General features: G+C 45.6%; 22 protein-coding genes, 1 tRNA gene and 2 CRISPR repeat arrays. Of the genes, 8 read left to right on the top strand and 15 right to left on the bottom strand.

All coding sequences use genetic code 11. From position 1 onward, the window contains the following. Positions 1 to 477: 477 nt before the first annotated feature. Positions 478 to 2,117: direct repeats of the CRISPR family, unit length 30 nt; unit sequence GTTTCAATAGTTCCTTAGAGGTATGGAAAC. A 94-nt stretch (positions 2,118 to 2,211) separates the two neighbouring features. Genes TRQ2_RS02840 through TRQ2_RS02830 form a run of 3 tightly spaced genes read left to right on the top strand, consistent with a single transcriptional unit; the run spans position 2,212 to position 5,202 of the window. Further along, entirely contained in the window at positions 2,212 to 3,117 is a 906-nt protein-coding gene (locus TRQ2_RS02840) for an ABC transporter ATP-binding protein (protein WP_010865109.1), read from the top strand. Beyond that, positions 3,114 to 4,199: an ABC transporter permease gene (locus TRQ2_RS02835; RefSeq protein WP_012310616.1), complete on the top strand. Its 1,086-nt coding sequence runs from the start codon at positions 3,114 to 3,116 to the stop codon at positions 4,197 to 4,199. Before TRQ2_RS02840 ends, TRQ2_RS02835 begins: the two co-directional genes overlap by 4 nt. Continuing rightward, positions 4,192 to 5,202, top strand: coding sequence for an ABC transporter permease (locus TRQ2_RS02830; protein WP_004083210.1), 1,011 nt, complete (start codon positions 4,192 to 4,194; stop codon positions 5,200 to 5,202). The genes TRQ2_RS02835 and TRQ2_RS02830 overlap by 8 nt, the downstream gene beginning before the upstream one ends. On the opposite strand, the gene TRQ2_RS02825 is transcribed toward TRQ2_RS02830, so the two are convergent. The 4 genes from TRQ2_RS02825 to TRQ2_RS02810 form a co-directional block, all read right to left on the bottom strand. Then, positions 5,199 to 6,164 (bottom strand): nitroreductase family protein, encoded by a 966-nt coding sequence (locus tag TRQ2_RS02825; RefSeq protein WP_004083209.1) that lies wholly within the window; start codon positions 6,162 to 6,164, stop codon positions 5,199 to 5,201. The genes TRQ2_RS02830 and TRQ2_RS02825 overlap by 4 nt on opposite strands. 81 nt (positions 6,165 to 6,245) lie before the next feature. Continuing rightward, positions 6,246 to 8,201: an anaerobic ribonucleoside-triphosphate reductase gene (locus TRQ2_RS02820; RefSeq protein WP_012310615.1), complete on the bottom strand. Its 1,956-nt coding sequence runs from the start codon at positions 8,199 to 8,201 to the stop codon at positions 6,246 to 6,248. Continuing rightward, the gene (nrdG, locus tag TRQ2_RS02815) at positions 8,167 to 8,718 is read right to left on the bottom strand and encodes an anaerobic ribonucleoside-triphosphate reductase activating protein (RefSeq protein ID WP_012310614.1); all 552 of its coding nucleotides are present in this window, start codon (positions 8,716 to 8,718) and stop codon (positions 8,167 to 8,169) included. Before nrdG ends, TRQ2_RS02820 begins: the two co-directional genes overlap by 35 nt. 125 nt (positions 8,719 to 8,843) lie before the next feature. Next, positions 8,844 to 9,344, bottom strand: a complete 501-nt coding sequence (locus tag TRQ2_RS02810; RefSeq protein ID WP_012310613.1) for a nitroreductase family protein — start codon at positions 9,342 to 9,344, stop codon at positions 8,844 to 8,846. Between the two features lie 27 nt (positions 9,345 to 9,371). Between TRQ2_RS02810 and TRQ2_RS02805 the strand changes: the two genes are divergently transcribed. Next, positions 9,372 to 10,034, top strand: a complete 663-nt coding sequence (locus TRQ2_RS02805) for an endonuclease III domain-containing protein (RefSeq protein WP_012310612.1) — start codon at positions 9,372 to 9,374, stop codon at positions 10,032 to 10,034. Here TRQ2_RS02805 and lpdA read toward each other — a convergent pair. The 4 genes from lpdA to TRQ2_RS02785 all read right to left on the bottom strand — a co-directional run bounded on the left by lpdA (position 10,011) and on the right by TRQ2_RS02785 (position 14,170). Beyond that, positions 10,011 to 11,360 (bottom strand): dihydrolipoyl dehydrogenase, encoded by a 1,350-nt coding sequence (gene lpdA, locus TRQ2_RS02800; RefSeq protein ID WP_012310611.1) that lies wholly within the window; start codon positions 11,358 to 11,360, stop codon positions 10,011 to 10,013. The genes TRQ2_RS02805 and lpdA overlap by 24 nt on opposite strands. A gap of 45 nt (positions 11,361 to 11,405) precedes the next feature. Next, positions 11,406 to 11,741: a carboxymuconolactone decarboxylase family protein gene (locus TRQ2_RS02795; RefSeq protein WP_012310610.1), complete on the bottom strand. Its 336-nt coding sequence runs from the start codon at positions 11,739 to 11,741 to the stop codon at positions 11,406 to 11,408. 24 nt (positions 11,742 to 11,765) lie between these two features. Then, on the bottom strand, positions 11,766 to 13,097 hold the full coding sequence (locus TRQ2_RS02790) for an FAD-dependent oxidoreductase (protein ID WP_012310609.1): 1,332 nt from the start codon (positions 13,095 to 13,097) through the stop codon (positions 11,766 to 11,768). A gap of 107 nt (positions 13,098 to 13,204) precedes the next feature. Beyond that, on the bottom strand, positions 13,205 to 14,170 hold the full coding sequence (locus tag TRQ2_RS02785) for an NAD(P)H-dependent glycerol-3-phosphate dehydrogenase (RefSeq protein ID WP_012310608.1): 966 nt from the start codon (positions 14,168 to 14,170) through the stop codon (positions 13,205 to 13,207). A gap of 109 nt (positions 14,171 to 14,279) precedes the next feature. Continuing rightward, positions 14,280 to 15,301: a CRISPR direct-repeat array (repeat unit 30 nt; unit sequence GTTTCCATACCTCTAAGGAAGTATTGAAAC). A 656-nt stretch (positions 15,302 to 15,957) separates the two neighbouring features. Here TRQ2_RS02785 and TRQ2_RS02775 point away from each other — a divergent pair. Next, entirely contained in the window at positions 15,958 to 17,178 is a 1,221-nt protein-coding gene (locus tag TRQ2_RS02775) for a glycosyltransferase (RefSeq protein WP_012310607.1), read from the top strand. Between the two features lie 4 nt (positions 17,179 to 17,182). Then, positions 17,183 to 18,298 (top strand): ROK family transcriptional regulator, encoded by a 1,116-nt coding sequence (locus TRQ2_RS02770; protein WP_012310606.1) that lies wholly within the window; start codon positions 17,183 to 17,185, stop codon positions 18,296 to 18,298. Between the two features lie 26 nt (positions 18,299 to 18,324). Here TRQ2_RS02770 and TRQ2_RS02765 read toward each other — a convergent pair whose 3' ends face one another. From TRQ2_RS02765 to TRQ2_RS02740, 6 genes are all read right to left on the bottom strand, one after another. Further along, complete coding sequence (locus tag TRQ2_RS02765) at positions 18,325 to 19,062, bottom strand: hypothetical protein (RefSeq protein WP_008191950.1); 738 nt, start codon at positions 19,060 to 19,062, stop codon at positions 18,325 to 18,327. Then, on the bottom strand, positions 19,050 to 20,327 hold the full coding sequence (locus TRQ2_RS02760) for an NAD(P)/FAD-dependent oxidoreductase (protein ID WP_011943153.1): 1,278 nt from the start codon (positions 20,325 to 20,327) through the stop codon (positions 19,050 to 19,052). The genes TRQ2_RS02765 and TRQ2_RS02760 overlap by 13 nt, the downstream gene beginning before the upstream one ends. Continuing rightward, positions 20,324 to 20,770 (bottom strand): 4Fe-4S dicluster domain-containing protein, encoded by a 447-nt coding sequence (locus TRQ2_RS02755; RefSeq protein ID WP_024103735.1) that lies wholly within the window; start codon positions 20,768 to 20,770, stop codon positions 20,324 to 20,326. Before TRQ2_RS02755 ends, TRQ2_RS02760 begins: the two co-directional genes overlap by 4 nt. A gap of 5 nt (positions 20,771 to 20,775) precedes the next feature. Further along, positions 20,776 to 22,299, bottom strand: coding sequence for a glutamate synthase-related protein (locus tag TRQ2_RS02750; RefSeq protein ID WP_004083229.1), 1,524 nt, complete (start codon positions 22,297 to 22,299; stop codon positions 20,776 to 20,778). A 7-nt stretch (positions 22,300 to 22,306) separates the two neighbouring features. After that, positions 22,307 to 23,425 carry a glutamine amidotransferase family protein gene (locus TRQ2_RS02745; protein ID WP_012310605.1) on the bottom strand — a complete coding sequence of 373 codons (1,119 nt, stop codon included), beginning with the start codon at positions 23,423 to 23,425 and terminating at the stop codon, positions 22,307 to 22,309. A gap of 217 nt (positions 23,426 to 23,642) precedes the next feature. Then, positions 23,643 to 23,716: transfer RNA gene (locus TRQ2_RS02740), tRNA-Gln, on the bottom strand. A 115-nt stretch (positions 23,717 to 23,831) separates the two neighbouring features. Between TRQ2_RS02740 and TRQ2_RS02735 the strand changes: the two genes are divergently transcribed. Then, positions 23,832 to 24,503 carry a response regulator transcription factor gene (locus TRQ2_RS02735; RefSeq protein WP_012310604.1) on the top strand — a complete coding sequence of 224 codons (672 nt, stop codon included), beginning with the start codon at positions 23,832 to 23,834 and terminating at the stop codon, positions 24,501 to 24,503. Continuing rightward, on the top strand, positions 24,484 to 25,701 hold the full coding sequence (locus tag TRQ2_RS02730; RefSeq protein WP_012310603.1) for a HAMP domain-containing sensor histidine kinase: 1,218 nt from the start codon (positions 24,484 to 24,486) through the stop codon (positions 25,699 to 25,701). Before TRQ2_RS02735 ends, TRQ2_RS02730 begins: the two co-directional genes overlap by 20 nt. Here the strand turns inward: TRQ2_RS02730 and TRQ2_RS02725 are convergent. Continuing rightward, positions 25,685 to 26,239, bottom strand: coding sequence for a thymidine kinase (locus tag TRQ2_RS02725; protein WP_012310602.1), 555 nt, complete (start codon positions 26,237 to 26,239; stop codon positions 25,685 to 25,687). The two genes, TRQ2_RS02730 and TRQ2_RS02725, sit on opposite strands and share 17 nt — an antisense overlap. Between the last annotated feature and the right edge of the window lie 109 nt (positions 26,240 to 26,348).

Raw genomic sequence — 26,348 nt, 5'->3', positions numbered from 1 at the left:
ATCTGGCACTGGAAGATAGATATAGAGTATGCAATTACCGGTAACGAAAAATTTCATGCGGGTTTGTGGTACCGGAAGCTATGCGTTAAAAAGGGAATAATGGATGATATGAAGAGACAATATGAAGAGAATTTGTGGTAATCGATGATGCGTAAGTGCTTTGAATTCGAGAAGTTAACAGTTAACTTCTAACACACTGAGGAATACCTTCTTTCATCTATTTGTGAAACATGGAACTAATCGATTTTTACCAGAAACACCCCAAAATGCCCTGACGTAGGTTGATATAATTTATCTTCTGTTTTTTGCTTGTGTTCTTTTCTTGTTTGACTATGCAATTATTCCATTTTTCCAAACAGTACTTGAAGGTGCTCTCTTGTGTGTTAGAATGGTTTATGGAAAGGGAGGATATGGAAGATAAAAAAACATCTTGCTTTCAGAGTGTGTTTGTGGTATAATTTCTCTTGAACTCAACGGGTTTCAATAGTTCCTTAGAGGTATGGAAACAATCTGGACGATTTAATTTAAAAAAGGAGGCGAGCTTAGTTTCAATAGTTCCTTAGAGGTATGGAAACCCTGGCGACGGTATTTGAGTTCGGAAGATGGTGCCAGCGTTTCAATAGTTCCTTAGAGGTATGGAAACATGTTTGTAGTGGATATGAAAGAGTAAGGGAGCACGTTTCAATAGTTCCTTAGAGGTATGGAAACATGTTTGTAGTGGATATGAAAGAGTAAGGGAGCACGTTTCAATAGTTCCTTAGAGGTATGGAAACCTTCATAATCCCTTCTCTCTTGTGAAAGGTCAAACTGTTTCAATAGTTCCTTAGAGGTATGGAAACCAATCCCCACGTGCTTTGGTGACGCAGAAAATCGCTTGCGTTTCAATAGTTCCTTAGAGGTATGGAAACCTTCGTCTGTGTCGATAAGCCAGTACCAGGACACGGTTTCAATAGTTCCTTAGAGGTATGGAAACAACTCTACAGCTATCCAGCCATCGTTCGTTTTAAACCGTTTCAATAGTTCCTTAGAGGTATGGAAACAAGGTGATTTCGTCAGCAAGTTGCTTAATGCTGGAGGTTTCAATAGTTCCTTAGAGGTATGGAAACTTTGTGCGTGCAGAGGGAATTCGATGAACGGGTTTCCCTGTTTCAATAGTTCCTTAGAGGTATGGAAACCCTTCTTTTTCTTCTTGATCTTCTCCTTTTTGTTCTTCTCGTTTCAATAGTTCCTTAGAGGTATGGAAACTGGGGGATATGTATCCTTCTTCCCCAAGGACGTGGATCGTTTCAATAGTTCCTTAGAGGTATGGAAACAAGCCTGGCTGTGGTGCAAGTGTCCATTCATGCTTGGTTTCAATAGTTCCTTAGAGGTATGGAAACGCCGACTTTCCCTTCATCAATCTGTTTGCACGTTTAAGTTTCAATAGTTCCTTAGAGGTATGGAAACCACTTTTCGTGCTACTGTTGTTCCTTGTTTTCAGGAGTTTCAATAGTTCCTTAGAGGTATGGAAACTCGAAAAACCAGTCGAGTTTCTTATAAAGGTCGCATGTTTCAATAGTTCCTTAGAGGTATGGAAACGAAAGAAAGGATTGAAGAATTCTTACTATGCATACAAGGTTTCAATAGTTCCTTAGAGGTATGGAAACACCTTTTAGAACTCGCAGACTTGCTGTGAGGGAGGGTTTCAATAGTTCCTTAGAGGTATGGAAACTATGTTTCTTTGGCAATTTTGACCCAGCTCATTACTTTGTTTCAATAGTTCCTTAGAGGTATGGAAACTTGGGCATTTCCGCCGGAGCACTCGTTTACAGTCCCGAGTTTCAATAGTTCCTTAGAGGTATGGAAACAAAATTACTCTGCCATCTTGCAAACTCCTTTTGATCACGTTTCAATAGTTCCTTAGAGGTATGGAAACTAGAATGCCCTGCTAAGAGCTTGCAAAAGTTCCTGCTTCGTTTCAATAGTTCCTTAGAGGTATGGAAACCGTTATAATAGATTGTTACGCTTCTCCATTCCTTCAGTTTCAATAGTTCCTTAGAGGTATGGAAACACGATTTTTCCGTCGAATGTTTCGAATTTCTTTGCGAGTTTCAATACTTCCTTAGAGGTACGGAAACTTGTCTTGTATCGATGATCTCCGCTAAGCTCAACAAATTTCAATGCATCCTTTAAACAAAAGTGCCCGTGAGGGGCGCTTTTTTGTTTCAATGTATGGTAGTATTACATTCAAAGGGGGGATTTTTTCTGGAGATTTTGAAAGTCGTTGATCTGAAGAAACACTACGGTGACGTGAAGGCCGTGGACGGGATAAGTTTCACCGTGGAGCGTGGAACTGTTTTCTCCTTTCTTGGACCCAACGGTGCGGGAAAAACCACGACCGTTGAGATACTCGAAGGTCTCAGAAAGAAAGACTCCGGGGAGATCTACTATTTCGGTGAGAGAAAGGATGTCTTGGATAGAGAAACGAAGAGAAAAATTGGTGTGTGTCTCCAGAAAAGTGCGTTTTTTGAAAACCTCACCGTTTGGGAAACCCTCAAATTGTTCCGCGGGCTGTACGGAACGGGATTGGATCTCAAAGAAGTGATGGGATTGTTTTCTCTTGAAAACATAGAGAAAAAAATGGTGAAAACACTCTCTGGGGGTCAGCTTCAGAGGCTCGCAGTGGCTGTGGCGTTCATCAACGATCCGGAGATTGTTTTCCTCGACGAACCAACGACAGGTCTTGACCCACAGGCGAGAAGGCAGATATGGGACACCATAGAACACTTCAAAAATCTTGGAAAGACCATCTTTCTCACCACCCATTACATGGAAGAGGCAGAGAGACTATCTGACCACGTCTGCATCATAGACCACGGGAAGATCATAGCAGAAGGAACTCCTTCCTCTCTCATAAGCTCTTCCGGGCTGAAAACCGTCGTCGAGTTTGACTGTGATCAGGACGTGAACGTGAGATACTTGGAGAAAAAAGAGAACCACTACGTCGTGGAAACTGACGCCCCAGAAGAACTCATAAAAGATCTCCTGAAAAATTGGAACGTTTCAAACATCGTGATAAGAAAACCGAATCTTGAAGATGTTTTCCTGAAGCTCACAGGCAGGGATCTCAGAGAATGAGGCATCTTGTTGTTTCTATTCTGAAAAACGATTACTTCAGAACTAAGAGCGTTCTTTTTTGGAATTTCCTTTTTCCAATACTCCTCTATCTCATTCTCGTATCCATCTTCGGAGATATGTCTTCTAACATGAACCTGAGGATAGGACTTGTGGGAGAGAGTAGTTTGGTAGAGAGTGTGTTCAGCCATCTCCCATCCGGTATCGAGATCATCAGAACACAGAACCCTGAAAGAGACCTCAAATACGGAAAGATCGATGTTTGTGTGATCCTGCCAGAAAACTTAGACAATCTTTTCACAAAAGCTATCATCTTTTCCAAAACGAAGATCTCTGTTCCTGTGGAGATCACCATTCTTTACGCTCCGGAGAGGCAGGAATCCATTGTCCTTGCGAACGTTGTTTCTAACATACTCGAGTCGCTTGATCTTCAACTCAGAAAGGTTAAGGAGGTAGAAGTGGAGTACAGAAAAAAAGAAAGGCAGGCTATTAATTACTCTCACTACATTCTTCCTGCCGTTCTTCTTGTGGGTGTGATGTCCGTCGGCCTTTTCACTGTTCCGTATCAGCTCGCTCTCTACAGAGAGCAGGGAATTTTGAAAAGAATTCTTGCTTCTCCACTGAGAGGTCATCACTACTTTTTCTCCATAGTCGTCTGCGGACTTTTTGCCATGTCCATCACTTCCGCTTCTGTGACGCTCTTTGCACGTTTTGTGTACGGAATAGAGTTCCCCATCAATGTATCCTTCTTAGGCGGTGTGCTTCTTTCCTTTCTTACGTTTCTGAGTGTGTCTCTGCTCATGGTGTCTTTGTTCAAAACCTTCTCCGCTTTGAGTGCAGCTTCGCAGGTGTTCAACCAGGTGTTCATGTTCCTCGGAGGTTTTTACTTCGATGTCTCCGGAATTCCTTGGCCGATCAAAGCGGTTGTTCTTGGAAATCCTGCAACCTACTTGGTGGATTATCTGAGGGGATCTTTCGGATACAGAACGATTTACTCGAATCACTTTTTAGTGCCGATCGTGTGGATAGTACTCTCTTTAGTTCTCTTTTTTTTGAACTGGAGGAGGGTGATGATGGTTGAGTGAGTTTTTGGCTCTGTTCTCTGCTATGTGGAAAGAATCGTGGAGGGATAAAATTTCCACTTTTTTCAGCATTGCTTTTCCCGTCATGTTTCTTCTGATTTTTGGTTTTCTTTTTGGCGGTTCCGGCAATTCTGTGAAAACAGCAGTTGTGACCGTCGATTACGATCTTTCGGATTTTGGAGATGTTTACACCTCGCTCGAGGAGTTGAAGGGCTACTACCACGAAGTGGCGGTGGTGGAGAAAGAAAGAATCATCTTTATAAGAAACACAACGGACGAATACTATCAATCGCTTCTCGACTCCTGGGAAATCTCCCTCAAAAACAAGGTCACAAGGCTCCTCAACGGTCTGAATCCCGTCATCATGGTGAAAAAAGAAGTTCTGAAAACCGCAAGAGAGCTCACATCTTTCGATTATACCCTCACGGGTGTGATCGCCGTATCTCTACTCTCGATCGGGCTCTTTGGAACCGTGGACGTGTTCTCCCGCTATCGTGAAAGAGGCTTTTTGAAGAGGCTCAAAGCAACTCCCGTTGGAAACTTTTCCTTTGTCTTTGGTCTCATCTCAGCGAGGATGTTCTACGGAATTTTGAGCACCGCTCTCATAATGCTGCTGGGAACTTTGATCTTTAAAGCAAGCTACGAACTGAACGTGTTTCTCTTTTTGATATCCGTCGTCAGTTCTGTTCTATCCTTCATCGCGCTTGGAGCTTTGATATCAATTCTGTTCAAGAAATCCGATGTGGCAACGGATGCTGCTGTGATTCTCTTCACCATTATGATGTTTCTAACAGGTGTTTATTTTCCGGTCTCGTTCCTCCCTGATTATCTGAGAGTTGTCTCTTACTTCCTACCTGTGAAATATGGTGTGGAACTCATCAGGTACTCATTGGGCTTTGAGATATTTCCGTTCAGCAGGTACCTTATCACCGCAGTGATCATGTTCTTAGCTGGTCTTATGTTTGTCTTTTACACAGCGTCACTCGTTCTGAGAAAAGAAGACTAAAGGTTCCACCTGACAATTTCGGAGAGCTCTTTTCTCACCCTTTCTGAGCGTTCCAGCTCCCTGTGTTTCTCGGAAAGCTCACTTTCGTCTCCCAGGTATCCTACAGCGATCAAGGTTATCAGCACGTGATCTTCAGGGATTTTCAAGATTTCTTTGACCTTCACAGGATCGTAGCCTGCAACGGGATGAGCCACAAGGCCCATCTGTGTTGCCTGAACAAGGAGGTTTCCCACGGCAAGCCCAGTGTCGAACAGGAAGTAATCTCTGTTATCTGGGAGTGCACAATCGAAGTCTTTTTTCGAATGAACCGCTATCAAAGCGGGTGCGTTCTTCATCCAGTAGTTTCCACCGGGAAGTGCTTCGTGTATCTTTTTGAGGAGTTCCTCTTCATCCACTACCACGAACCTCCACGGCTGGTTGTTCATGCACGAAGGAGCAAGATGAGCTGCTTTTATGAGGAGTTCTAACTCCTCTCTCGGTACTCTGTCTTTTTTCAACGCTCTCCTTGCCCTTCTCCACTCTATGTGCTTGTTCAGTGAAAGGTCTTCTTCTATCAGTCGATCTAAAGCTTCTTTCACTTCCTGAACATGTCCTTCGACCTTCACTCTTCTCCACTCTTTCCTCACAAAGCCCCACCTGTCTATTAAGAAGGTGGATCGAACTGTTTTTCCGTTTTCCAGAACGTTGAAAAACTCATGGAGAATTCCTTCCGGATCTGAAAGGAGAGTCACTTTGAGATCGTTCTTTTCCTTGAATCTCTTCAATGCTTCAACACTGTCTCTGGAGATCCCTACTACCTGAGCCTTCTCGAAGTTTTCCCTGGAGAATTCGACGGCTTCTCTCGTGCAACCGCTCGTTCCTGCTTTAGGAAAAAAGAAGAGGATGGTGTACTTCCCGTAAAGATCAACGTGAGTGAATGTTTTCCCTTCGTCCGTGAGGAGTTCAAAGTGCTTCACCCTCATGAAACTCACCTCCAAAAAAGTTGAAACTAATTCTCAATAATAATTGTACCACAAAAAACCCCCGCGTTGTGCGGGGGCTGATCACCTTCTGATTGTCAGCGAATCGTAGAACTGTCTTCTGGGATACTCTATTTCTCTTCTTTCTTTGTTGAAAGCGGAAACGGGAACGAGATACCCTACGATTCTCATGTATTCATCTACTTTGGCTTTTCCACAGACAGGACATCTCTCTCCGTAGAACGCGTGTCCATCCTCACACACGCTGATCTTCGTGTTGAACGCAAAGTACATTACACCCATGTCCGCGATCATTTTCACCATGTTGAAGGATTCTTCCTCCGTCTTGAAAGATTCTCCGAGGTTGATATGCAGAATCGCTCCTCCACTCACCTTTTTGTCCCATTTTCCGGAGTAGCGGATTCTGTTGAGAACATCCGTGTTCGCCATGAGAGGCACCCACTGGTTGGAGTAGATCTCGAACGGCTGTTTCTCACCGAAGAGAAATCTGTCTTTCTGAGCAAGAGTCACAGCCGCTTTCTCTGCGGGTACCTGTTCTATGTTGAAGGTGAAGCCGTACTCATGGTATCCCTTTTCCGCTTCTTCTCGGATGGTGTCCAAAACGTTGTCTACGAACACTTCTCCTTCTTCTGTGTACTTCAGACCGTCGATGTCTTCCGTGGTCAATCCCATGATCGAGGCGCTCTCCCAGACACCAGTGACACCGATGGTTCCGTACTGTCTGTTCAAAAGCATTAGACCGTTTTCGTAGAGAGGAAGAAGTCCTTCGGATATTCTCTCTTTTATGATCTCCCTGACTGCGGCGAGGGCTTTTTTGATGAGCTGAACGCGGTGCCTGAGAATCTGAAGATACTTTTCTCTGTCTCCGCCGCTTTCAAGAGCGATTCTTGGAAGGTTCATCGTGATCACTTTGAAGGATCCGATGTTCAGGTCCGATCCACCGATAGAGTTCATCCTTCCTTTCAGTTTTTCTTCTTCTTCGCTCGAGAGTGAGAACTTCTTCAGAGTTTGAGTAGACGATGTGAGCCTGCAGCAGGACGCCACAGCGTCTATTGAGTCGGAGATGTACCAGTTCGTGTCCTGCCACTTCATGTTGATTTTGTTTATGAAGCGAGCGCTGTCCTCGTCGAGGAACTTGCCGTCTCTATAGAGAAGGCTTGCTGTGAGTACAGGGAAAGTGAACATCTGGCGCTCTCTTTCCTTTGACACCCACTCCCAGTAGTGTTTCTGCAGAGCGATGATGTCTTCCACGTGGTCTGTGATCAAAGAACCATCTGGGTATCTTTCCCCTTCGAAAATCGCTTTTATGTAGTTTCTGTCGAGGTACGTGAAGTTCGTGTACGGAGACTGCGTTGTTCTGATGGGCTGGTTCAGCGAGTAGGTGAGTATCTGGAAATGCTGTTCTATGTACCAGTCGAGTTTGTCGCGAGGAATAATTCCTTCCTCGAGGTCTTTCTTGACGAAGTACCACATCCAGACGAAAAAGTCAGGAAGTCCAACCGCACCAGAGCTTTGGTTGGACGCGAACATCACGAACTGAATGACATGCTGAATGAATGTGGACAGGTGCTTTGCGGGCTCGGATTTTATGGTTTTTATGAACGGAAGCCCCTTCTCCACTATGGGCTGCAGGGTGTAGGCGAAACAGTAAGGCATGAGAGCTGCGTGGTGTCTGTCGTGAAGATAGACGGCACCGTTTATCTGCGCTTCAACAAACTCGTCTGCGACCTCTTTTCCGAACATCTCCTTCATCTTTTGCCAGATCCTGTACAGCGAGTAGAGGTACGTGTGCGGCTTAGATATCTCGATGAAGTAAGTACTGATGTTTGTGACCCTGACGTTCGCGTTTGCGTCGATCGTAGACTCGATGATTCCCCGTCTCACGAAGTCTTCTGTGAACTTTACCACATCGAGCTGGTCGCCGAGGCCGTCCATCTGGAACATCTCATAACCGTACTTGGAAAGAAGATCACTCATCAGTTCTTCAAATTCTCTTTCGAACGAATACTGAACCTTCATAGTGTCCCCTCCTCAACACTGCTTCGATCATTCTCTCAAAAGTTCTCCTGTCAATATGAATCTGGTTTTTAGAAGCTGGAAATCCATCTTGACGATAAGCGTGGAGGTACCTTCCCATGACAAACTCATCCACGTATTGAACGTACTTGAGAAGGTTCTCTTTTACGATGTCCTTCGGAAGCCTCCAGGTGAACAGCACTACCGTCAAGCGTTCTCCGTACTTTTCCTTGAACATCTTCGAAAGAGAAAGCGTCTCTTCTCTGTTGTACGGTGCGAGGGGTTCTCCCCCGAGAAAGACGAGGGCGGCTTTTGGGAAGTACCTCAAAAGACTCGAGAGTTTTTCATCGATGATCTTTGTCACAACCTCTGCGGGTCTTTTGTATTCTTCTGAAAGATGCCATGTTTCTGGATTGTGGCACATGTAGCATTTTGGTTTCGCATCGCACCCCTGGAAGTAAACCGACACCCCATAGAGATCTGGATGATCCCGGAAAGTTCCTATTCGGTTCACATACAAGGGAAGGACCCCCTTCCGGTGAGATCTGTTAAGATTTTACCACAATATATTGTGGTTTGTTTAGTTACATCTCAAAAAATTGTTGGTGGAGATTCTAAAAAGATGGATCTGTTTGTTAATGTTTTTCACCATTTTTCGTAATGGATCCTTTCGGGCTTGAACCTGTCCACCTGGGCAGGTTGCTCTGCGGGGTATCCCACAGGAACAATGGCGAAAGGAACGACATGTTCGGGTATTCCAAGAAGCTCTCTGAAGGCTTTCACTCTTTCCTCTCTTGGATAAACTCCACACCACACGGCTCCAAGACCGAGTTCTGTCGCTCTCAGAAGAAGGTTCTCCACGGCGGCAGAGCAATCCTGGACCCAGTAGCCTTTGCATTTTTCAAGTGTGGGATCTCCACAGACAAGGATTACAACGGGCGCCTCTGCAGACATTTGTGCATGAGGGTGGATCTCCGCGATTTTCTTTTTTGTTTCTTCGTTTCTGATAACAACGAAATGCCACGGTTGTTGATTGCACGCAGAAGGAGCGTGCATGGCGGCACGGATGATCTCTCCCACCAGTTCGTCCGGAACGTCCTTTTTCTGATACTTTCTGATACTCCTTCTCCTGTAGATGATGCTCATCTGGTTCACCCCCGTATAATTTTAAGTATGAGACTGACAGAACTCTACAGAAAGTTATTGGAAATACACGGATCGGTTGGGAAATGGTGGCCCGGAACACCTGAGGAAATCGTAATAACTGCCATCCTCACCCAGAACACGAACTGGAAGAACGTTGAACGTGTCATGGAAAACATCAAAAACGCAGTCAAAGGAAACAACCTGCTGAAAGAACTGGATTCTCTTCCCGAGGAGAAGGTAGCAGAGCTCATAAAACCAGCGGGGTTCTTCAACATCAAAACAAAGCGTCTCAAGGCACTGTTGAAATTTCTCAAAGAATACAACTACAATCTATCTCGTCTGAGAGATCTTCCAACACATATTTTACGAGAAAGACTCCTCAAAATAAAAGGCATCGGCAAAGAAACCGCCGATGCCATTCTGCTCTACGCCTTGGAAAAACCGATTTTCGTCGTTGACAGCTACACAAGAAGACTTTTGAAGAGAATCTTCAACATCGAACTGAACGACTACGACGAAGTGCAAAAGCTTTTTATGACTCACTATCCAGAAGATGTTCGTCTTTACCAGGAATTTCACGGGCTCATCGTGGAACACGCGAAAAAATTTTGCAACAAAACTCCGAAGTGCGGTGTCTGCCCTTTAAGGAAAGAGTGCTACCACGTATCACAGATGAATGGGTTTTCCTGAGACCCCTTCAAGAGCCCCGAGGATGGTTTCTGTCAGCGTTGGATGCGGGTGAATGGCTTTCTCCAGATCTTCCGCTTTCATTCTGAACTTCACGGCTATGACACCTTCCATGATCATATCGGTAGCCGATGGTGAAACGATGCTCATGCCGAGAACTGTTCTATCCTTCTTGTCCGCTATGACCTTGGCAAACCCTATGTTTTCAAGCATCGTTCTTGCCCTTCCGTTTGCAGAAACCGGGAACTTGGAGATCACAACTTCTTCGGAGTTCACGTCTTTTTCTCTCACACCGACAGATGCCACTTCCGGAGAGGAGAAGATGATACTCGGAACGGCCGAGTAATCCATTTCTTCCTCTTCTCCCGCGATGTTCTTTGCAGCGACTATTCCCTCGTACATGGCCACATGAGCGAGCATGATTCCACTTCTGATATCTCCTATCGCGTAAACGTTTTCCACGTTCGTTCTCATCCTGCTATCAGTGACGACTCCTTTTTCTATCTTCACTCCGAGAGCCTTCACGTCCTCCGGTATGTTGGGCTTTCTTCCTGCGGCGAGCAGGACCTTTTCTGCCTTCAGGGTTTCTCCATTTTCGAGTGCGACTTCAAAGCCGTCACTGACTCTGTTCAGGGAGGAAACTTTTGTTTTTTCCAGGATCTTAACACCTTTCCTTTTGAGGGCCTTTTTCACTTCTTCTGCCACATCCGAATCTTCGTAAGGGAGGATGTGTTCTGCGATCTCCACGATCGTCACATCCACACCGAAAGAACCGAAGAACGTTGCGAATTCAACACCTATGACACCACCGCCTATTATCACAAGCGACTTTGGAAATTCTTTCAAATTGAACACGTCATCACTCGTCCAGACTCCGTCGATATCGAAGGGAGAAAAAACGGAGGGAACGGATCCGTGTGCGAGAACAAGATTCTTTGCTTCCAGTTTCTCTCCCGTTTCTTGGACGACAACCGTGTTTTTGTTTTCCACGACGGCCGTTCCTTTGAAGACTTCAACTCCGTTCTTGTTCAACAGATACTCTATTCCCTTTCTTGACATCATCACACTCTTTTGAACGTGTTTCATTATGGTATCAACGTCGTATTCGACTCCTGAGACTTTCAAGCCGTACTTTGAAGCTTTCTCTTTCATTTCATCCATGAGATGAGAGACTGTGAGCATCGCCTTCGTTGGAATGCATCCCCTGTTGGTACAGGTTCCCCCGAGGGCATCTTTTTCGACAAGTGCGACCTTCTTTCCAAGCTGTACAAGTTTTATGGCGCAGACGTAACCTCCGGGTCCTCCTCCTATGATTACCGCATCGTACATCCTCTTTCCCTCCTGAGAAAACCCCTCCCAAAGGGAGGGGTTATTTCATTTTCCGAGGAATTCGAGGGCGATTTCGTATGCCTTCAAACCATACATGAGTGCAGGACCACCGCCCATACAGACTGCCACTTTGATTGTGTCGAGGATCTCTTCTTCTGTCGCTCCCGCTTTCACTGCGGCTCCCGTATGCCAGACGATACACGGTTCACATCTCACTGCCACAGCTATTCCAAGAGATATGAGTTCCTTCGTTTTTGTGTCGAGTGCTTTTGTGCTTTCAGCCATGTGAACGTATTCTGCGAACTTTCCGATCTCAGGTGCCTTTCCGATGATTTCCTGAAGCTGCTTCTGAATCTGTTCCAGTTTTTCTTTCGCTGCCATGAGCAACACCTCCATATGAGAAATTTATAATACCATTTCAGCCGCTTTCGCCAATGGATACACCGTTGGAGCGGATGTGAGAAGCGGGTGTGTCCCGATCTGCATGGTGAACAGATCGTTGGCTGTGATGCCTTTCTGTATGCCGAGGCTTATTAGGTTCACTATCTCACCGACGCTCTTTCCACCGCACACCTGCGCACCGAGCAGGATCTTGCTGTCTTCCGAGAAGATGAGTTTCACCACGAGTTTTGAGGTATCTTCGAACTTTCCAGGATGTCTGTCTGGTGCCTCTGCCTTTCCAACGACAACTTCGAATCCTTCTTCCTTCGCTATTCTCTCCGTTATTCCCACAGAGCCGAAGGCCTTGCTTCCTATGACGGTCGAGTACGCGTTCAGAGAACCCTTGTTCGTTCTGATCACCTTCAGACCGTACAGGTTGGACGCTGCAATTCTGGCATCAAAAACAGCAGCGGAGGCAAGCATAAGTCTGGAAGGCTTTCCAGTGAGGAAGTCTTTGTGCTGTACGCAGTCGCCTGCAGCGAAGATATCAGGTTTTGAAGTTCTCATGTACTCATCCGTTTCTATGAAGCCGAGTTCTGTCACCTTGAGTCCGAGTTTTCTGGCGAGTTCAGAATTCGGTTTGTAACCCGTTGCGAGCACGACCACATCGGCCGGGATCGTTTCTCCGCTGTCCAGCTTTACTCCCTCCACTTTTTCCGTTCCGAGGATCTCTGTTACTTTTCTTCCTGTGAGGACTTTGACGTTGTCCGATTCGAGTTCCTTTCTCGCGAGTTCTCCAAAATCCGGGTCGAACGACACGGGAAGGAGGCTGTCCATTATTTCCACGAGGGTGACGTTCTTCCCGGACTTTTTGATCTCGTCAGCCACTTCAACACCTATGAAACCGCCCCCGATGATGACCACATCGTTGGCATCCTTCACTTTCTCGTGCAGTAGTTTGAGATAGTCGGCCTCTTTTGGAACGGTGAACACGCCTTTTAGATCCACACCTGGGATCTTCGGTGTGTTCGGTGAAGATCCAGTTGCGATGATGAGCTTGTCGTAAGAAATCTCTTTTCCGCTCTTCGTGAAAAGCTTCTTTTCATCTGGGTTTCCATCGACAACTTCGTCTATCAGAAGATCTATGCCTGCACCTTTGAAGCGGTCTTCAATTCCCATGTAGTCGTTTTCCACACTGCCGAGAGTGTGAAAGATGTACGGTATTCCACAGGGTACCATTTCTTTCTCGGTCTTCTTGACAACGAGAATTTTTTTGTCTCCAAAGAATCTTTTTGTGGTGAATGCCGCCACAAGACCGGCTGGTCCACCTCCAACAACTACAACATCGTACCTCATGTTTTCCCCTCCAAAAGAGAAATTTTTCACGATCTTCCATTCACAATTCTACTACTTTTCGGATTAAATTTCAACTGCAAAGGTAGAGAAATTACGGTGTCTAATAATCAGCTCGCCCAGAATTCGTCTTTCAGGCTTCTTCTCATGAGATCTCTCATCGACTGAAGAGGTGGTTTCCCTTCGTAAACGACTCGGTAAACCTCTTCGGAGATGGGCATATCTATTTTGTTTTCTTTGGCTATCTTCATCACAGCTTTCACAGTGAAGGCACCTTCTACAACCTGGTTTGAGCTTTCAAGGAGTTTCAGCGGGTTGAATCCCCGCGCTATCAATTCTCCGAAGCGTCTATTTCTGCTGTAACGACTGTTGCAGGTGACCATGAGATCGCCTATTCCTGCAAGACCCATGAAGGTCTTCTGATCCGCTCCAAAAAACATTCCAAATCTTGCTATTTCGTATATACCGCGAGTTTCGAGTGCTGCTTTTGCGTTGTCCCAACCACCGAATCCATCCAGGATCCCCGCGGCGATAGCGATGACATTTTTCAATGCTCCAGCGATTTCCACACCCACCACATCTTCGCAAGTGTACACCCTGAAGTACTCGGTGGAGATCCTCTTTTGAAGTTCTTTCGAATTTTCTCCAGCGAGTGTGACGGCAGTTGGAAGTTTTTTTGCGACCTCTTCGGCATGTGAAGGGCCGGAGAGGACAGCGTAAGGACAACCCAGTATCTCTTCAACGATCTCAGACACTCTTTTACCTGTTTTGATCTCTATTCCCTTTGAAAGATTCAGCACCATGGAAGGCTTCACAGGTAGTCTCAGAAGATGTTCTCTTATGTATTGAACGGGAATCGCTATAACGAGAATGTCTTCTTTTTTGATTTCTTCAAGATCGTTTGTGGCTCTTACGGTGATCTTCGATTCCTCCACATAAGGGCTCGTGTGTGAAACATTTATGAGATCGACGATCTCTTTCCTTCTTGCCCAGAGAACCACTTCTTCTCCGTTTTCATGCAGTATCTGTGCAAAAACTGTCCCCCAGCTCCCTGCACCGAGAACAAAAAATCTCATCTCCATTCCTCCTCGAAGATAGAATTCCCCAAGAATTTTAACAAAAAACAAAAAGCAGGGTTTTCCCCTGCTTCGTGAAATGGTTCTCTCATATCTCACGGAATCGGGTGGTTCCATACCTCTAAGGAAGTATTGAAACGGTCCCAAGCAAGTGGTAGATATTTTGTTGGATCTCGTTTCCATACCTCTAAGGAAGTATTGAAACGTTTCCGTTCATTTTTATCCATGTCGCCCGCCGGTTGTTTCCATACCTCTAAGGAAGTATTGAAACGCAAACAGGAAGGTGGTTACACAGGGCCTGGTCCTGTGTTTCCATACCTCTAAGGAAGTATTGAAACCGAAGGTTCTACCAGACCCTGCTTTTTGAGGTCGCGTTTCCATACCTCTAAGGAAGTATTGAAACCGAAAACTCTGATGATGAGGAATACTTCAAAAATGGTTTCCATACCTCTAAGGAAGTATTGAAACATAGTGATGACGGTCGACGACGACTTCGCTGTTGTGTTTCCATACCTCTAAGGAAGTATTGAAACAGAGTGGAGAGGACAACTAAAGGGCACAATAAATTGGTTTCCATACCTCTAAGGAAGTATTGAAACAGCGAAACGCAATACATTTATGTAACATTCACAGAAACGTTTCCATACCTCTAAGGAAGTATTGAAACATTTCCCGATATTCATTTTGTTGTCCGAATTTACCAGTTTCCATACCTCTAAGGAACTATTGAAACGCGATTTCTTTAGCGGATATAGATTTATCTCTACTTCGTTTCCATACCTCTAAGGAACTATTGAAACTGATTGTCTTCATCTGTAGCACCCTCCCCCAGTTTGTTTCCATACCTCTAAGGAACTATTGAAACAAACTCAAGGAACTTGAGGGAGAAAAGGAAGTGCTGTTTCCATACCTCTAAGGAACTATTGAAACAATCATACATCGGATATCCTGACACGGCAAAATATAGTTTCCATACCTCTAAGGAACTATTGAAACCATTTTTCCATTATTCGAGCTCTTTTTCAATATCGGGTTTCCATACCTCTAAGGAACTATTGAAACATGAAAACAAGTTGGACTGGTCATACATCATATAAGAAAGTTTCCATACCTCTAAGGAACTATTGAAACCCGTTGAGTTCAAGAGAAATTATACCACAAACACAATCTGAAAGCAAGATGTTTTTTTATCTTCCATATCCTCCCTTTCCATAAACCATTCTAACACACAAGAGAGCACCTTCAAGTACTGTTTGGAAAAATGGAATAATTGCATAGTCAAACAAGAAAAGAACACAAGCAAAAAACAGAAGATAAATTATATCAACCTACGTCAGGGCATTTTGGGGTGTTTCTGGTAAAAATCGATTAGTTCCATGTTTCACAAATAGATGAAAGAAGGCATTCCTCAATGTGTTAGAAGTTAACTATTAACTTCTCGAATTCAAAGCGCTTACACGTCATCGATTACCACAAATTCTCTTCATATTGTCTCTTCATATCATCCATTATTCCCTTTTTAACGCATAGCTTCCGGTACCACAAACCCGCATGAAATTTTTCGTTACCGGTAATTGCATACTCCGTATCGACCTTCCAATGCCAAGTACACACATCACCTACTTTGTGAATGATTGGAACTAACCTGGTTTGTATGCATAAAACAATATTGTTCAAAACTACCTTTATTTTCGCTAACTCGAAAAAACCTCTTGAAACATTTCCATCCTGTGGTATGATTAATTGTGTATTAATTCAAGTTACGAATAAATTCGGGAGGGATCACCGTGGATGTTGTGTTGAGAGAGCGAAACATAGAGGAGTACCGCACCATAATCGGAAACGAGGTGGACGAGATAAAAAAACTTGCAGAACCTCTTAAAGGAAAAAAGGTTCTTCACGTCAATGCGACTGCCTACGGTGGAGGAGTTGCCGAAATCCTCCACAATCTCGTTCCGCTTATGAGATCGGTTGGTCTGGACGCCAGGTGGAGGGTCATAGAGGCACCCGATGAGTTTTTCAACGTCACAAAAAAGTTTCACAACACGCTTCAAGGTGCTGATATAGAGATTTCAGAGGAAGAGTGGAACCTTTACGAAGAGGTCTGCAGAAAAAACGCAGAACTGATCCAGGACGAAGAGTTATTCGTGATCCACGATCCCCAACCAGCAGCTCTGAGAAAATTCGTGGATTTGAACGACAGAAAGTGGATCTGGAGATGTCATATAGATCTATCCACTCCAAACATGAAGGTCTGGCAGAGATTTTCCCAGTATTTGGAGGGATACGACAGACTTGTTTTCCATCTCGAGGAGTATTTCCCGCAGGGATGGAAAGAAAGGAGCATAGCTTTCCCACCGAGTATAGATCCCCTGAGTGAAAAGAATCGAGATCTTGATGAAGACACAATAAGAAAAACTCTCGAAAGACTCGAAATAGACCCGGAAAGGCCTCTGATAACTGTTGTGTCTCGATTTGATCCATGGAAAGATCTTTTCAGTGCCATCGACGTCTATAGACTGGTGAAGAAAGAGATCCCGGAGGTTCAGCTTGCCGTAGTTTCCGCCATGGCAACGGACGATCCGGAGGGATGGTTCTTCTTTGAAAAGGTCCTCAGATACGCCGGAACGGACGAAGATATAAAATTCTGCACGAACCTGAAAGGTGTTGGAAACAAGGAAGTGAACGCTATTCAGAGGGCCACGACTGTCGCTCTGCACACGGCAACAAGAGAAGGCTTCGGTCTCGTCATAAGTGAAGCACTTTACAAGAGAGTTCCGGTCGTAGCAAGGCCAGTTGGTGGTGTTAAGATACAGGTGAAACATGGAGAAAATGGTTATTTGGCATGGGAAAGAGAGGACCTTGCAGGATACGTGGTAAAACTCATAAAGGATGAAGAACTCAGAAGAAAAATGGGAGAAAAAGGAAGGCAAACTGTGGTGGAGAATTTCATTATCACGGTGCATCTGAAGAACTATCTGAAACTCTTCTTAGATCTGTTGAGGTGAGAGAGTGCCTTCACCGCTTCTTCGAAGAGAGAACAAGATAAAGATTTTGAGGTACATACTGAGAAATGGAAAAACTACCAGAAACCAGCTTGCCAGCAATTTGAACCTCGCACACAGCACTCTGAGCTACATAATCGACGAGTTGCTCGATGAAGGTTTCCTCGTCTTTGAAGAGATCAGGAAGAGGAGAGGAAGACCATATCAGATTTTGAAAGTCAATCCAGAGAAATTCACCGCGATCGGGGTGAAGGTGGGTCGCGAAGAGGTACGGGGTGTACTCTTTGACGCAAGCATGAATCCTTTGAAAGAACACAGAGTGCAGATTCTGTCCGGTATGAGAAACAACGACGGTTATACTCGTGCTCTCAGAGAAACCATCGAACAACTTCACAGTGAAAATCTTCTCGGAGTGGGTATTTGCTCTTCTGGAATCGTGAAAGAAGGAAAAGTGATCGTTTCCCATGTGATGAACGTGAAAGACTGGGATCCAAGGAAAGTCCTGAAAGATCTTGAAAGGATCCTCGTCATGAACGATTCGGATGCTCTCTGCCGGGAAATTTCCCAGAGAGTGAACGCAGACTTTCTTCTGGTGAGCTACGGCATCGGCATAGGTGCGAGTCTCTGGAAAGATAAGAGGATTCATCACTTAGAAATGGGACACATGCTGGCTTCTTCAGAAGGAAAGTGCTACTGTGGACAGACAGGTTGTCTGGAGTATCATTCTTCAGAGTACGCTGTTTTGAAGTCTTGCCTTGGAAAAGAGATTGATTTCGAAGATTTCATCACAAGCGAAGAAGAAAAGTACAGGCAGACAATCGAAGAATTGAGAGAAAAAGCCAGAAAGGATTTTGATTCTGTGAAAGTGCACTACGAAAAGGCATTCAAAACCTTTTCTGTGGTCTTGGGGAACGTTATCATGGGTTCGGGTGTTTCTCGGGTGTTCTTCGCGGGAGAGGGTGTGGTCAACGAAGAAATGATCAAGATCTTGGAAGAGATGGTTAGAGCTCGATTCAATCGCGATTTTGTGGGAGAAGTGCAATTTCAGGTGGCCAATGCGAACTGGATGCTCGGCGCGGCTCGGGCGGTTGTTGACAAATACCTTCCTTATATTGTGAAATAAGCTCCCGGAATCCCGGGAGCTCTTTTTTAATACGCATACAATCTTCCGTACGGTCTGTGTGTGTAGGGTTTGAGGATGATGAATTCTCCGTTCAGAATCTCCTCTGAGTCGTAGTCAAAGAGTCTGCAGAACTCTTCAACATAAGGCTTGATCCTGTTGATATCCTCTTCGGTGGGCTGGAAGATTTTCACTTCTTTTCCGAGTTTGTGCTCTTCTACGGTTCCTCTGAGAAAGATCTCCCCACCGTGCATTCCTGTTCCAACGTAGTTTCCTGCGATGTTTCCATCTTCATCTTTTTCCAGTCCCAGCACTATGAGAAGTCCTCCTGCCATGTATTCTCCGAGGAAGTCTCTCGCAAAGCCTCCTATGACGACAACGGGGTAATTTTCTTTGTAGGCCTTCATGTGTATTCCCACTCGATATCCAGCATTTCTTTTTATGTAGATGTGTCCACCCCTCATGGCGTATCCTATGATGTCGCCCGCGTGCCCGTGAACCACGATTTTTCCTGCGTTCATGGTGTTTCCTACACCGTCTTGTGCGTTTCCGTTCACGATGATTTCAGGACCGTCCATGAAAACACCAAGATCGTTCCCCGGAACGCCGTTTATTTCTATTTTTACTTTCTTTCTGATTCCGGCTCCGATGTATCTCTGACCGCAAACGTTGTCCAGAACTATTTCTTCTTCTCCGTTTTCTATCGCTTCCCAGATCAAGTCGTTCAGTTTTTTGTAGTGGAGGCCTTTCGCGTCTATTCTAACCATATCTTGATTTCCCCCTCCAGCATCTTCTTTCTGAACTCTTTTGGAAGGTAAACGAGGCCGAAGTTCTCGTCGAGTAGTCTGTCTTTGAAAGAAGACACGTCGAGTTTTTGAAGGATGAGGCCTGTGTAGATTCCGGCCCTGTCTATGTCGTTCACAAGGATGGCACCTATGAGTCTGTTGTCCTTCAACACCATTTTTTTGTAGGTGTTTCCTTCTTCGAAGGTGAGGATTTCATACCCATCGTCTTCCACGTTCGAGTGCCCGACCGATATGGTTGGAATACCGGCGAGTTCAACGGAGTTCATCGGGATACCGCCGGGATACCTCACGTTTCTCCCAGCCATGTTGTAGCCAGCCACTCTTCCCTGCGCAACAGCCACAGGCCAGATGGCGATCGTTTTTCTCTGACCATCTATCAGATCGTAGAATTCAGTGCAGTCTCCCGCAGCGTAAACACCTTCCACGTTTGTTTCCATCTTTTCGTTCACCACAATACCACGGTTTATCTCTATCCCGGAGTCTTTGAGAAATTCCACATTCGGCTTTACTCCAATAGCGATGACGAGAAGCTTTGTTGGGATCTCCTTTCCGCTTTTTAGAACAACGGAGGAAACCGTGTCATCACCGTTCACTTTCACCACTGTGTCGTTCGTTATAACACTGCATCCTTCTTTTTTCAAAGCTTCGGTGATGATCTCAGATGCCTTTCTGTCGAAGGTAACGGAGAGTATCCTATCTGCCAGTTCAACAATGGTGACCTTTACTCCAAGTTCCATCAGCGCTTCCGTTGTTTTAAGACCGATCAGACCTCCACCGAGCACCACGGCTTCTTTCACATCGTTTTCTTCTATGTACTTTTCTACCTTCTCTTCGTCTTCCCACGTGGTGAATGTGAACACACCTTTCTTTCCAGTGAGTCCTTCTATGTTTGGAACAAACGGCTTTCCACCGGTGGCAATCAGGAGTTTGTCGTAGCGAATTTCTTCTCCGCTGTCTGTTACTACTGTTTTCTCCTCTGGTATCACCTTTTCGACTCTTGTAGCGGGTTTTATATCGACCCTCATTTCTCTCAGATAGTCTTCCGTTCTGTAATACATCTTCTCCTCTGTGACCTTTCTTCCAAGCAAGTAGGTGATCAAAGGTCTTGAGTATCCCACGTATTTCTCTGCCGTGATCAGAAGGATTTCTCCTTCTTTGTCAACTTCTCTGATCGCTTCTATCGCGTTCAAACCGGCTGGTCCGGATCCAACTATCACGTACCTCATTCTCTCACCTCAACCAGAACGAGCGCTTCGTTTGGACAGCCTTCGACACAGCCAGGAGTTCCTCTATCGGCACAGAGATCACACTTTGAGGCAACTTTCTTTTCTTTCGTGTTCCTTCTTATCACACCGAAGGGACAGGCCATCACACACATCCAGCATCCTACACACTTTTCTTGATTCACTCTGATGGCTCCTGTTTTTGGATCTCTGTGCATCGCGCCCGTCATACAGGCCTTCAGACAGGATGGATCATCACAGTTTCTGCACTGAAGTGCGAAAGTGACGTAATCGTGCTCTTCCACTATCACGTTTGGTTCGGGAAGTTCCGGGACGTATCTGTACACCTTTATGAGGTTTCCCGTTCCCACCTGTGCAGCGACGCAGTTTATCTCACACAGCTTACATCCCATGCAGTACTCTTCCCTGATAAGTATTCTTCTCACCGCTATCACCACGCCTCTCCTGCGGGTTTAATACCAAGGAGTTTCAACTCGTATTCGTGGAGTCCCACACCCCTGAGGACTTCCCTGTTGCCTCTCAGTGACTCTATGGCGTTGATACCCATTCCACCGAGGATTTCTTTTATCTCATGAGCCCAGGCTCTCAGAAGGTTCGCGGCTCTTCTTGCGCCTATCTCTGGATTCAGTCTCTTTGTGAGTTTTGGATCCTGGGTGGCGATTCCCCAGTTACACTTTCCAAGGTAACACGTCTGACAGAGATGACAGCCGAGTGAAATGAGAGCGGCCGTTCCTATGTAAACCGCGTCCGCTCCGAGTGCGATCGCTTTGATCACATCGGCACTGTTTCTGATTCCACCCGCAACCACGATAGAGGCCATGTGCCTTATGCCTTCCTCTCTGAGCCTCTGATCAACAACGGCTACAGCGAATTCTATGGGAATTCCGACGTGATCTCTTGTTATCTTGGGAGCGGCTCCTGTACCACCCCTTATACCGTCTATCACTATGTAGTCCGCACCGGCTCTGACTGCACCGGCAGCGATTGGAGCCACGTTGTGGACTGCAGCGATCTTGACACCAACTGGTTTTTCGTATCTTGTGGCTTCCTTTATGGCGTAGATGAGCTGTCTCAGGTCTTCTATGGAGTAGATGTCGTGGTGCGGTGCGGGAGAGAGAGCATCGGTTCCAACGGGAATCATTCTGGTTTCCGATATGGGCTCGGTGACCTTTTCTCCCGGAAGGTGTCCACCGATACCCGGCTTTGCACCCTGCCCTATCTTTATCTCAACCGCAGATCCAGCGTTCAGATAATCTGCACTCACACCGAAGCGTCCGGATGCAACCTGAACGATCATGTTGTCCTTGAACTCTCTCAGTTCTTTCGGGAGTCCTCCTTCACCTGTGTTGAAGAAGGTTCCCACGGTCCTTGCAGCTCTTGCGAGTGAAAGGATTGCGTTCAAACTGATCGAACCGTAGGACATGGCGGTGAACATGACTGGAACTTCCAGTTTGAGCTGAGGAGCGATCTCTGTTTTGAGTTTCACTGTTCCATCCTCGTCTTCTTCAATTTCCAGTTTTTCTTCTTTTCTTCCGATGTACGTTCTGATTTCCATGGGTTCTCTGAGGGGGTCTATCGAAGGATTCGTCACCTGACTCGCGTTGAGCACTATGCGGTCGAAATAGCTGAAATAAGGTCGGTCGTTGCCCATGCTGGTGAGAAGAACTCCTCCGGTTTCTGCCTGCTTCATGATGCCTATGAGATGCTCTGGAGTCCAGTGGGCAAGAGGTCTGATGTCGAAATCGTTCTTTCGAACCGTGATGGCCTCTGTTGGACAGATAGCCTCACAGAAGTGACATCCAACACACTTGGTGTTTTCTGTGTACACTCTGTTGGCGTTTTCATCGTAGAAATTCGCACCGTAGGAACAAACCCTCACACAGGCGAGACACCTTATACATTTATAATCATCGCGTTCCACAACAAATTCGGGGGGTACTTTTCTCTTAGCCATTTTCTCCCTACAGTACCACCTGAGTTTTCCTGGCGGATTTCAGCACTCCAACGACGGGATCACCGGCTTTTGGAGCCCAGACCTCATCAGGTTCCGGACAAACAACTCTTATAGCGGACTCCTCGGAAGCGATGTATAGAAAGTCGTCTTTTGTAGCGGCGACGAGTGGTCTGAGCTTTATTCTGTCGTTCAGCCCCATCATCATGTTGTTGTTCGCAACGATAATGGCAAACGGTCCGTTCAAAAGTGCTCCTCCGTAGTTCATTCTCAAAGCGGTGTAGAGTTTTCTTTCCTCTTCTGGCATGAGGTCTATATCTTTCCAGAGAGGCGCTGCGAGGATCTTTGCCGTGAGCTGAGGACTGTAGCCGAACCGTCTCATGAAGAGATCCACCAGGTACGCCACCACTTCAGTGTCCGTCATGAGTGTACATTTGTAGCCGTACGCTTCCAAAAACCTTCTGTTTATACCGTAGGAAGATATTTCTCCGTTGTGAACGACCGTCCAGTCGAGAATACCGAACGGATGTGCTCCTCCCCACCATCCGACGGTGTTCGTGGGGAACCTGTTGTGCGCGGTCCAGATGTAACCCTTGTACTCGTCTATTCTGTAGAAATCAGCGATGTCTTCCGGGAATCCCACTCCTTTGAAAACACCCATGTTCTTTCCACTGGACATGACGAAGGCTCCGTTAATTTTTTCGTTTATGAACATGACAGTGCTGACGACAAAGTCCTCTTCGCTCATGTCTTCAGGAATGAATTTTGGCTTCAAAAAGTATCGCCAGAGGATGTGGACTTCCTTGATGTGGGGATTTTTCCTGGTGGGGATGGGTTCACTTTCGATGATTTCGTAGTGATCTTTTATGTATTCTTCGGCATTTTTCTTATCGAGATCGCTGTCGTAGAGCATGTGGAAACAGTAAAGATCTTTCAACTCCGGATATATTCCATACGCAGCGTATCCAGCCCCAAGCCCGTTTCCTCTTTCTCTCATGAGCGCCATGCTTTCCACGATCATGTTTCCACTGAATCTCTTTCCAGAGGTGTTCATTATCCCGGAGACTCCACAGGCGGATGGGACTTTGAAATCTTTATCTGGTATCAGACGGGGAAGGTCATAGGACAAGGCATTCACCTCCTGAAGGAGAAGAGCATGAATATAAAATCTTGTGTATAACATTTATACCATATGTGTTCTCTCAATCAAAGGACTGTATCAGTATTGTTTCGTTTGAGAAAAGTAAAAGTCTGTTATGAAACATCCGTGTAATTATTCCAGTTATGGCATAAAAATTAATTTAGTCTGTGGATAAAGAAAAAGGGGATGCATTGCATCCCCTTTCTGGCTGGGAGGGGAGGACTCGAACCTCCACCAGCGGATCCAGAGTCCGCCGTCCTACCGTTAGACGACCTCCCAACGGCCTTTCAAATTATACATCAAGAACAGGGATAGTTCAAGGGGTGGTGTTTCACGTTTTTTTCACGTTCAAATTGATAGAATTTAATCAAGGTCAAAAATCGGGGTGATGAACGTGAGAGTTCTTGTGGTAGAAGACGAAAGAGATCTCGCCGATCTGATAGCCGAGGCTTTAAAGAAAGAAATGTTCACCGTCGATGTTTGTTACGATGGAGAAGAGGGTATGTACATGGCTCTGAACGAACCTTTCGATGTTGTGATTCTTGATATAATGCTTTCCGTCCACGATGGGTGGGAGATCCTGAAGTCTATGAGGGAAAACGGAGTGAACACTCCTGTTTTGATGCTCACAGCTCTTTCAGATGTGGAGTACCGTGTGAAAGGTCTCAACATGGGGGCGGACGATTACCTTCCCAAACCTTTCGATCTCAGAGAGCTCATAGCCAGGGTGAGAGCTCTCATCAGAAGAAAAAGCGAAAGCAAAAGCACAAAACTCGTGTGCGGTGACTTGATTTTGGATACAGCCACTAAAAAGGCATACAGGGGCGGTAAAGAAATAGATTTGACAAAGAAGGAGTACCAAATTTTGGAATACCTTGTGATGAACAAAAACAGAGTTGTCACAAAGGAGGAGCTCCAGGAACACCTGTGGAGCTTCGATGATGAAGTTTTCTCCGATGTTTTGAGAAGTCATATAAAGAATTTGAGGAAGAAAGTGGACAAAGGGTTTAAAAAGAAAATAATTCACACGGTGAGAGGTATCGGTTATGTTGCCCGTGACGAATGAGAAGAAGGCATTCAGAAAAACACAGCTTATCTGGACGGCCGTGTTCACACTCTCTATAGTTCTCATAGTGGCCATCACGGTGGGCGCTGTTTTCATTGTAGAAAAGAGAAGAATAACCACCCAATTCGATGGTGAACTGAGGAGAACAGCGGATCTCATCGAAAGAAGACTGAAAGCGCCCGGTATGATGGGCATGCTCCGCACGTTTAGAGGAGTGGATCCTCTCTTTGTTCCACGTGGTGAGGCGTTTCAGTTCCTGCTTCCCTCGGGAGAGGTCTTTCTGGAGGTGGGAGAACAGATAGGAACTCCCGAAACTCCCGTGGAAGAGGGGTTTTCCACGGAAGGGAACTACAGGATTTTCACCAAAAAGATAGATCTGGGAGACACCACAATATTCCTGAGGGTGGGAAAGGACATCTCCGATCTCATAGAGCGAAGCAGAAGACTTCTTTCCATGTATTTGCTCGTGATTCTGTTTTCTGCGGGGGGAGCCGCTGTATTCGGATATTTCGTGTCCAGCCTGGCTCTGCTTCCCGTGAGGAATGCCTACAACAGCCTGAAAAGATTCTCGATGGACGCCTCCCATGAGCTGAAAACGCCTCTCTCTGTTCTGAGAACAAGTCTCGATGTTTTGAAGTATCGAGAAGATTTACCAGATGATGTGAAAAACAAGCTGGGCATAATGGAAAAGAACGTCGAGAAGATGAGTAAACAAATAAATCAGCTGCTTCTTCTCGTGAAAAGCGAAAGTTCTTTCAACGGTGTTGTGAAAGAGAGAATAAACCTCAAGGAGTTTCTCCAGCAGATCGTGAATGAATTCAAACCGAAAGCAGAATCAAAGGGTTTGGTGCTGGAAATAGATTGCCCAGAAGATCTATTTTTAGAAACCGAGAAAGATACCTTGAGGGTGATACTGGAGAATCTGATCGATAACGCTGTGAAGTTCACAGAGAAAGGGAAAGTGATCGTCGGTGCAAGAAAGGAAGGTAGATTAACCATCTACGTTCAGGACACAGGACCTGGAATTCCGAAAAAAGAACAGAAGAGAATCTTTGAGAGATTCTACAGAATATCCAGAAACACAGAGGGTTCTGGACTTGGCCTTTCCATAGTCAAAGAACTCGCTTCCAGATTGAAAGCGAAGGTAATTCTTGAAAGCGAAGAAGGAAAAGGTAGCACCTTCAAACTCGTTTTTTGAGGGTGTTGTAACAATCCCTGCAGACCGCAATGTATTTCTCCTGTCCCCCAACGTCTATTTCTTCTTCGCCTCCTGCTACTTTTAATGTGAGAGTAGCGTTGTACTCACCACATCGGTGACAGACTGCCTTCTTTTTGATCACGGTGTCGGCGAGGCTGAGAAGCAGAGCGGTTGTTTCAAAGGGATTTTGCTTGTGTGTGAGATCGAGTCCCGCACAGAAAACATCTATTCCTCTGTCAAGGAGGTCTTTCACCACTTCAAACAAACCGGGGCTGAAGAACTGCACCTCATCTATGAAAACTCCCCGGGTGTCTTCTTCGATGTACTTTCGCATTTCTTCAGGACGTTCTATCACGTGTGCTTCAACACCGTTTCCAGAATGAGAGACGATCATGGTGGAGTGATATCTGCTGTCGATTTTTGGTTTAAAAACAGCGACTTTTTTCTTTCCCAGTTTGTATATCTCCACAAAGGAGAGAAGCTCGGTTGTCTTTCCGGAGTACATGGGACCCGTGATTACGGTCAATTTTCCCGACATGTCGATCCCTCCCCGACGATTATACAACCCGGAGTGTTAACAATCTTCCCAGTCAAACTGAAACATTCTCATAATTGACAGCGGTTTTTTGAATTGATAGTATTGAGAC

This window comes from Thermotoga sp. RQ2 (assembly GCF_000019625.1).
Classification (GTDB): Bacteria; Thermotogota; Thermotogae; order Thermotogales; family Thermotogaceae; genus Thermotoga; species Thermotoga maritima.
Note: the sequence above shows the minus strand (reverse complement) of the source record. Positions and strands in the feature narration are given on the sequence as shown.

Bases quoted from the DNA above. Each gene is read 5' to 3' on its own strand.
- TRQ2_RS02840 (WP_010865109.1), top strand. From the start codon at position 2,212: ATGGTAGTATTACATTCAAAGGGGGGATTTTTTCTGGAGATTTTGAAA.
- TRQ2_RS02835 (WP_012310616.1), top strand. From the start codon at position 3,114: ATGAGGCATCTTGTTGTTTCTATTCTGAAAAACGATTACTTCAGAACT.
- TRQ2_RS02825 (WP_004083209.1), bottom strand. From the start codon at position 6,164: ATGAGGGTGAAGCACTTTGAACTCCTCACGGACGAAGGGAAAACATTC.
- TRQ2_RS02820 (WP_012310615.1), bottom strand. From the start codon at position 8,201: ATGAAGGTTCAGTATTCGTTCGAAAGAGAATTTGAAGAACTGATGAGT.
- TRQ2_RS02810 (WP_012310613.1), bottom strand. From the start codon at position 9,344: ATGAGCATCATCTACAGGAGAAGGAGTATCAGAAAGTATCAGAAAAAG.
- TRQ2_RS02805 (WP_012310612.1), top strand. From the start codon at position 9,372: ATGAGACTGACAGAACTCTACAGAAAGTTATTGGAAATACACGGATCG.
- lpdA (WP_012310611.1), bottom strand. From the start codon at position 11,360: ATGTACGATGCGGTAATCATAGGAGGAGGACCCGGAGGTTACGTCTGC.
- TRQ2_RS02795 (WP_012310610.1), bottom strand. From the start codon at position 11,741: ATGGCAGCGAAAGAAAAACTGGAACAGATTCAGAAGCAGCTTCAGGAA.
- TRQ2_RS02790 (WP_012310609.1), bottom strand. From the start codon at position 13,097: ATGAGGTACGATGTTGTAGTTGTTGGAGGTGGACCAGCCGGTCTTGTG.
- TRQ2_RS02785 (WP_012310608.1), bottom strand. From the start codon at position 14,170: ATGAGATTTTTTGTTCTCGGTGCAGGGAGCTGGGGGACAGTTTTTGCA.
- TRQ2_RS02765 (WP_008191950.1), bottom strand. From the start codon at position 19,062: ATGGTTAGAATAGACGCGAAAGGCCTCCACTACAAAAAACTGAACGAC.
- TRQ2_RS02760 (WP_011943153.1), bottom strand. From the start codon at position 20,327: ATGAGGTACGTGATAGTTGGATCCGGACCAGCCGGTTTGAACGCGATA.
- TRQ2_RS02750 (WP_004083229.1), bottom strand. From the start codon at position 22,299: ATGGCTAAGAGAAAAGTACCCCCCGAATTTGTTGTGGAACGCGATGAT.
- TRQ2_RS02730 (WP_012310603.1), top strand. From the start codon at position 24,484: ATGTTGCCCGTGACGAATGAGAAGAAGGCATTCAGAAAAACACAGCTT.
- TRQ2_RS02725 (WP_012310602.1), bottom strand. From the start codon at position 26,239: ATGTCGGGAAAATTGACCGTAATCACGGGTCCCATGTACTCCGGAAAG.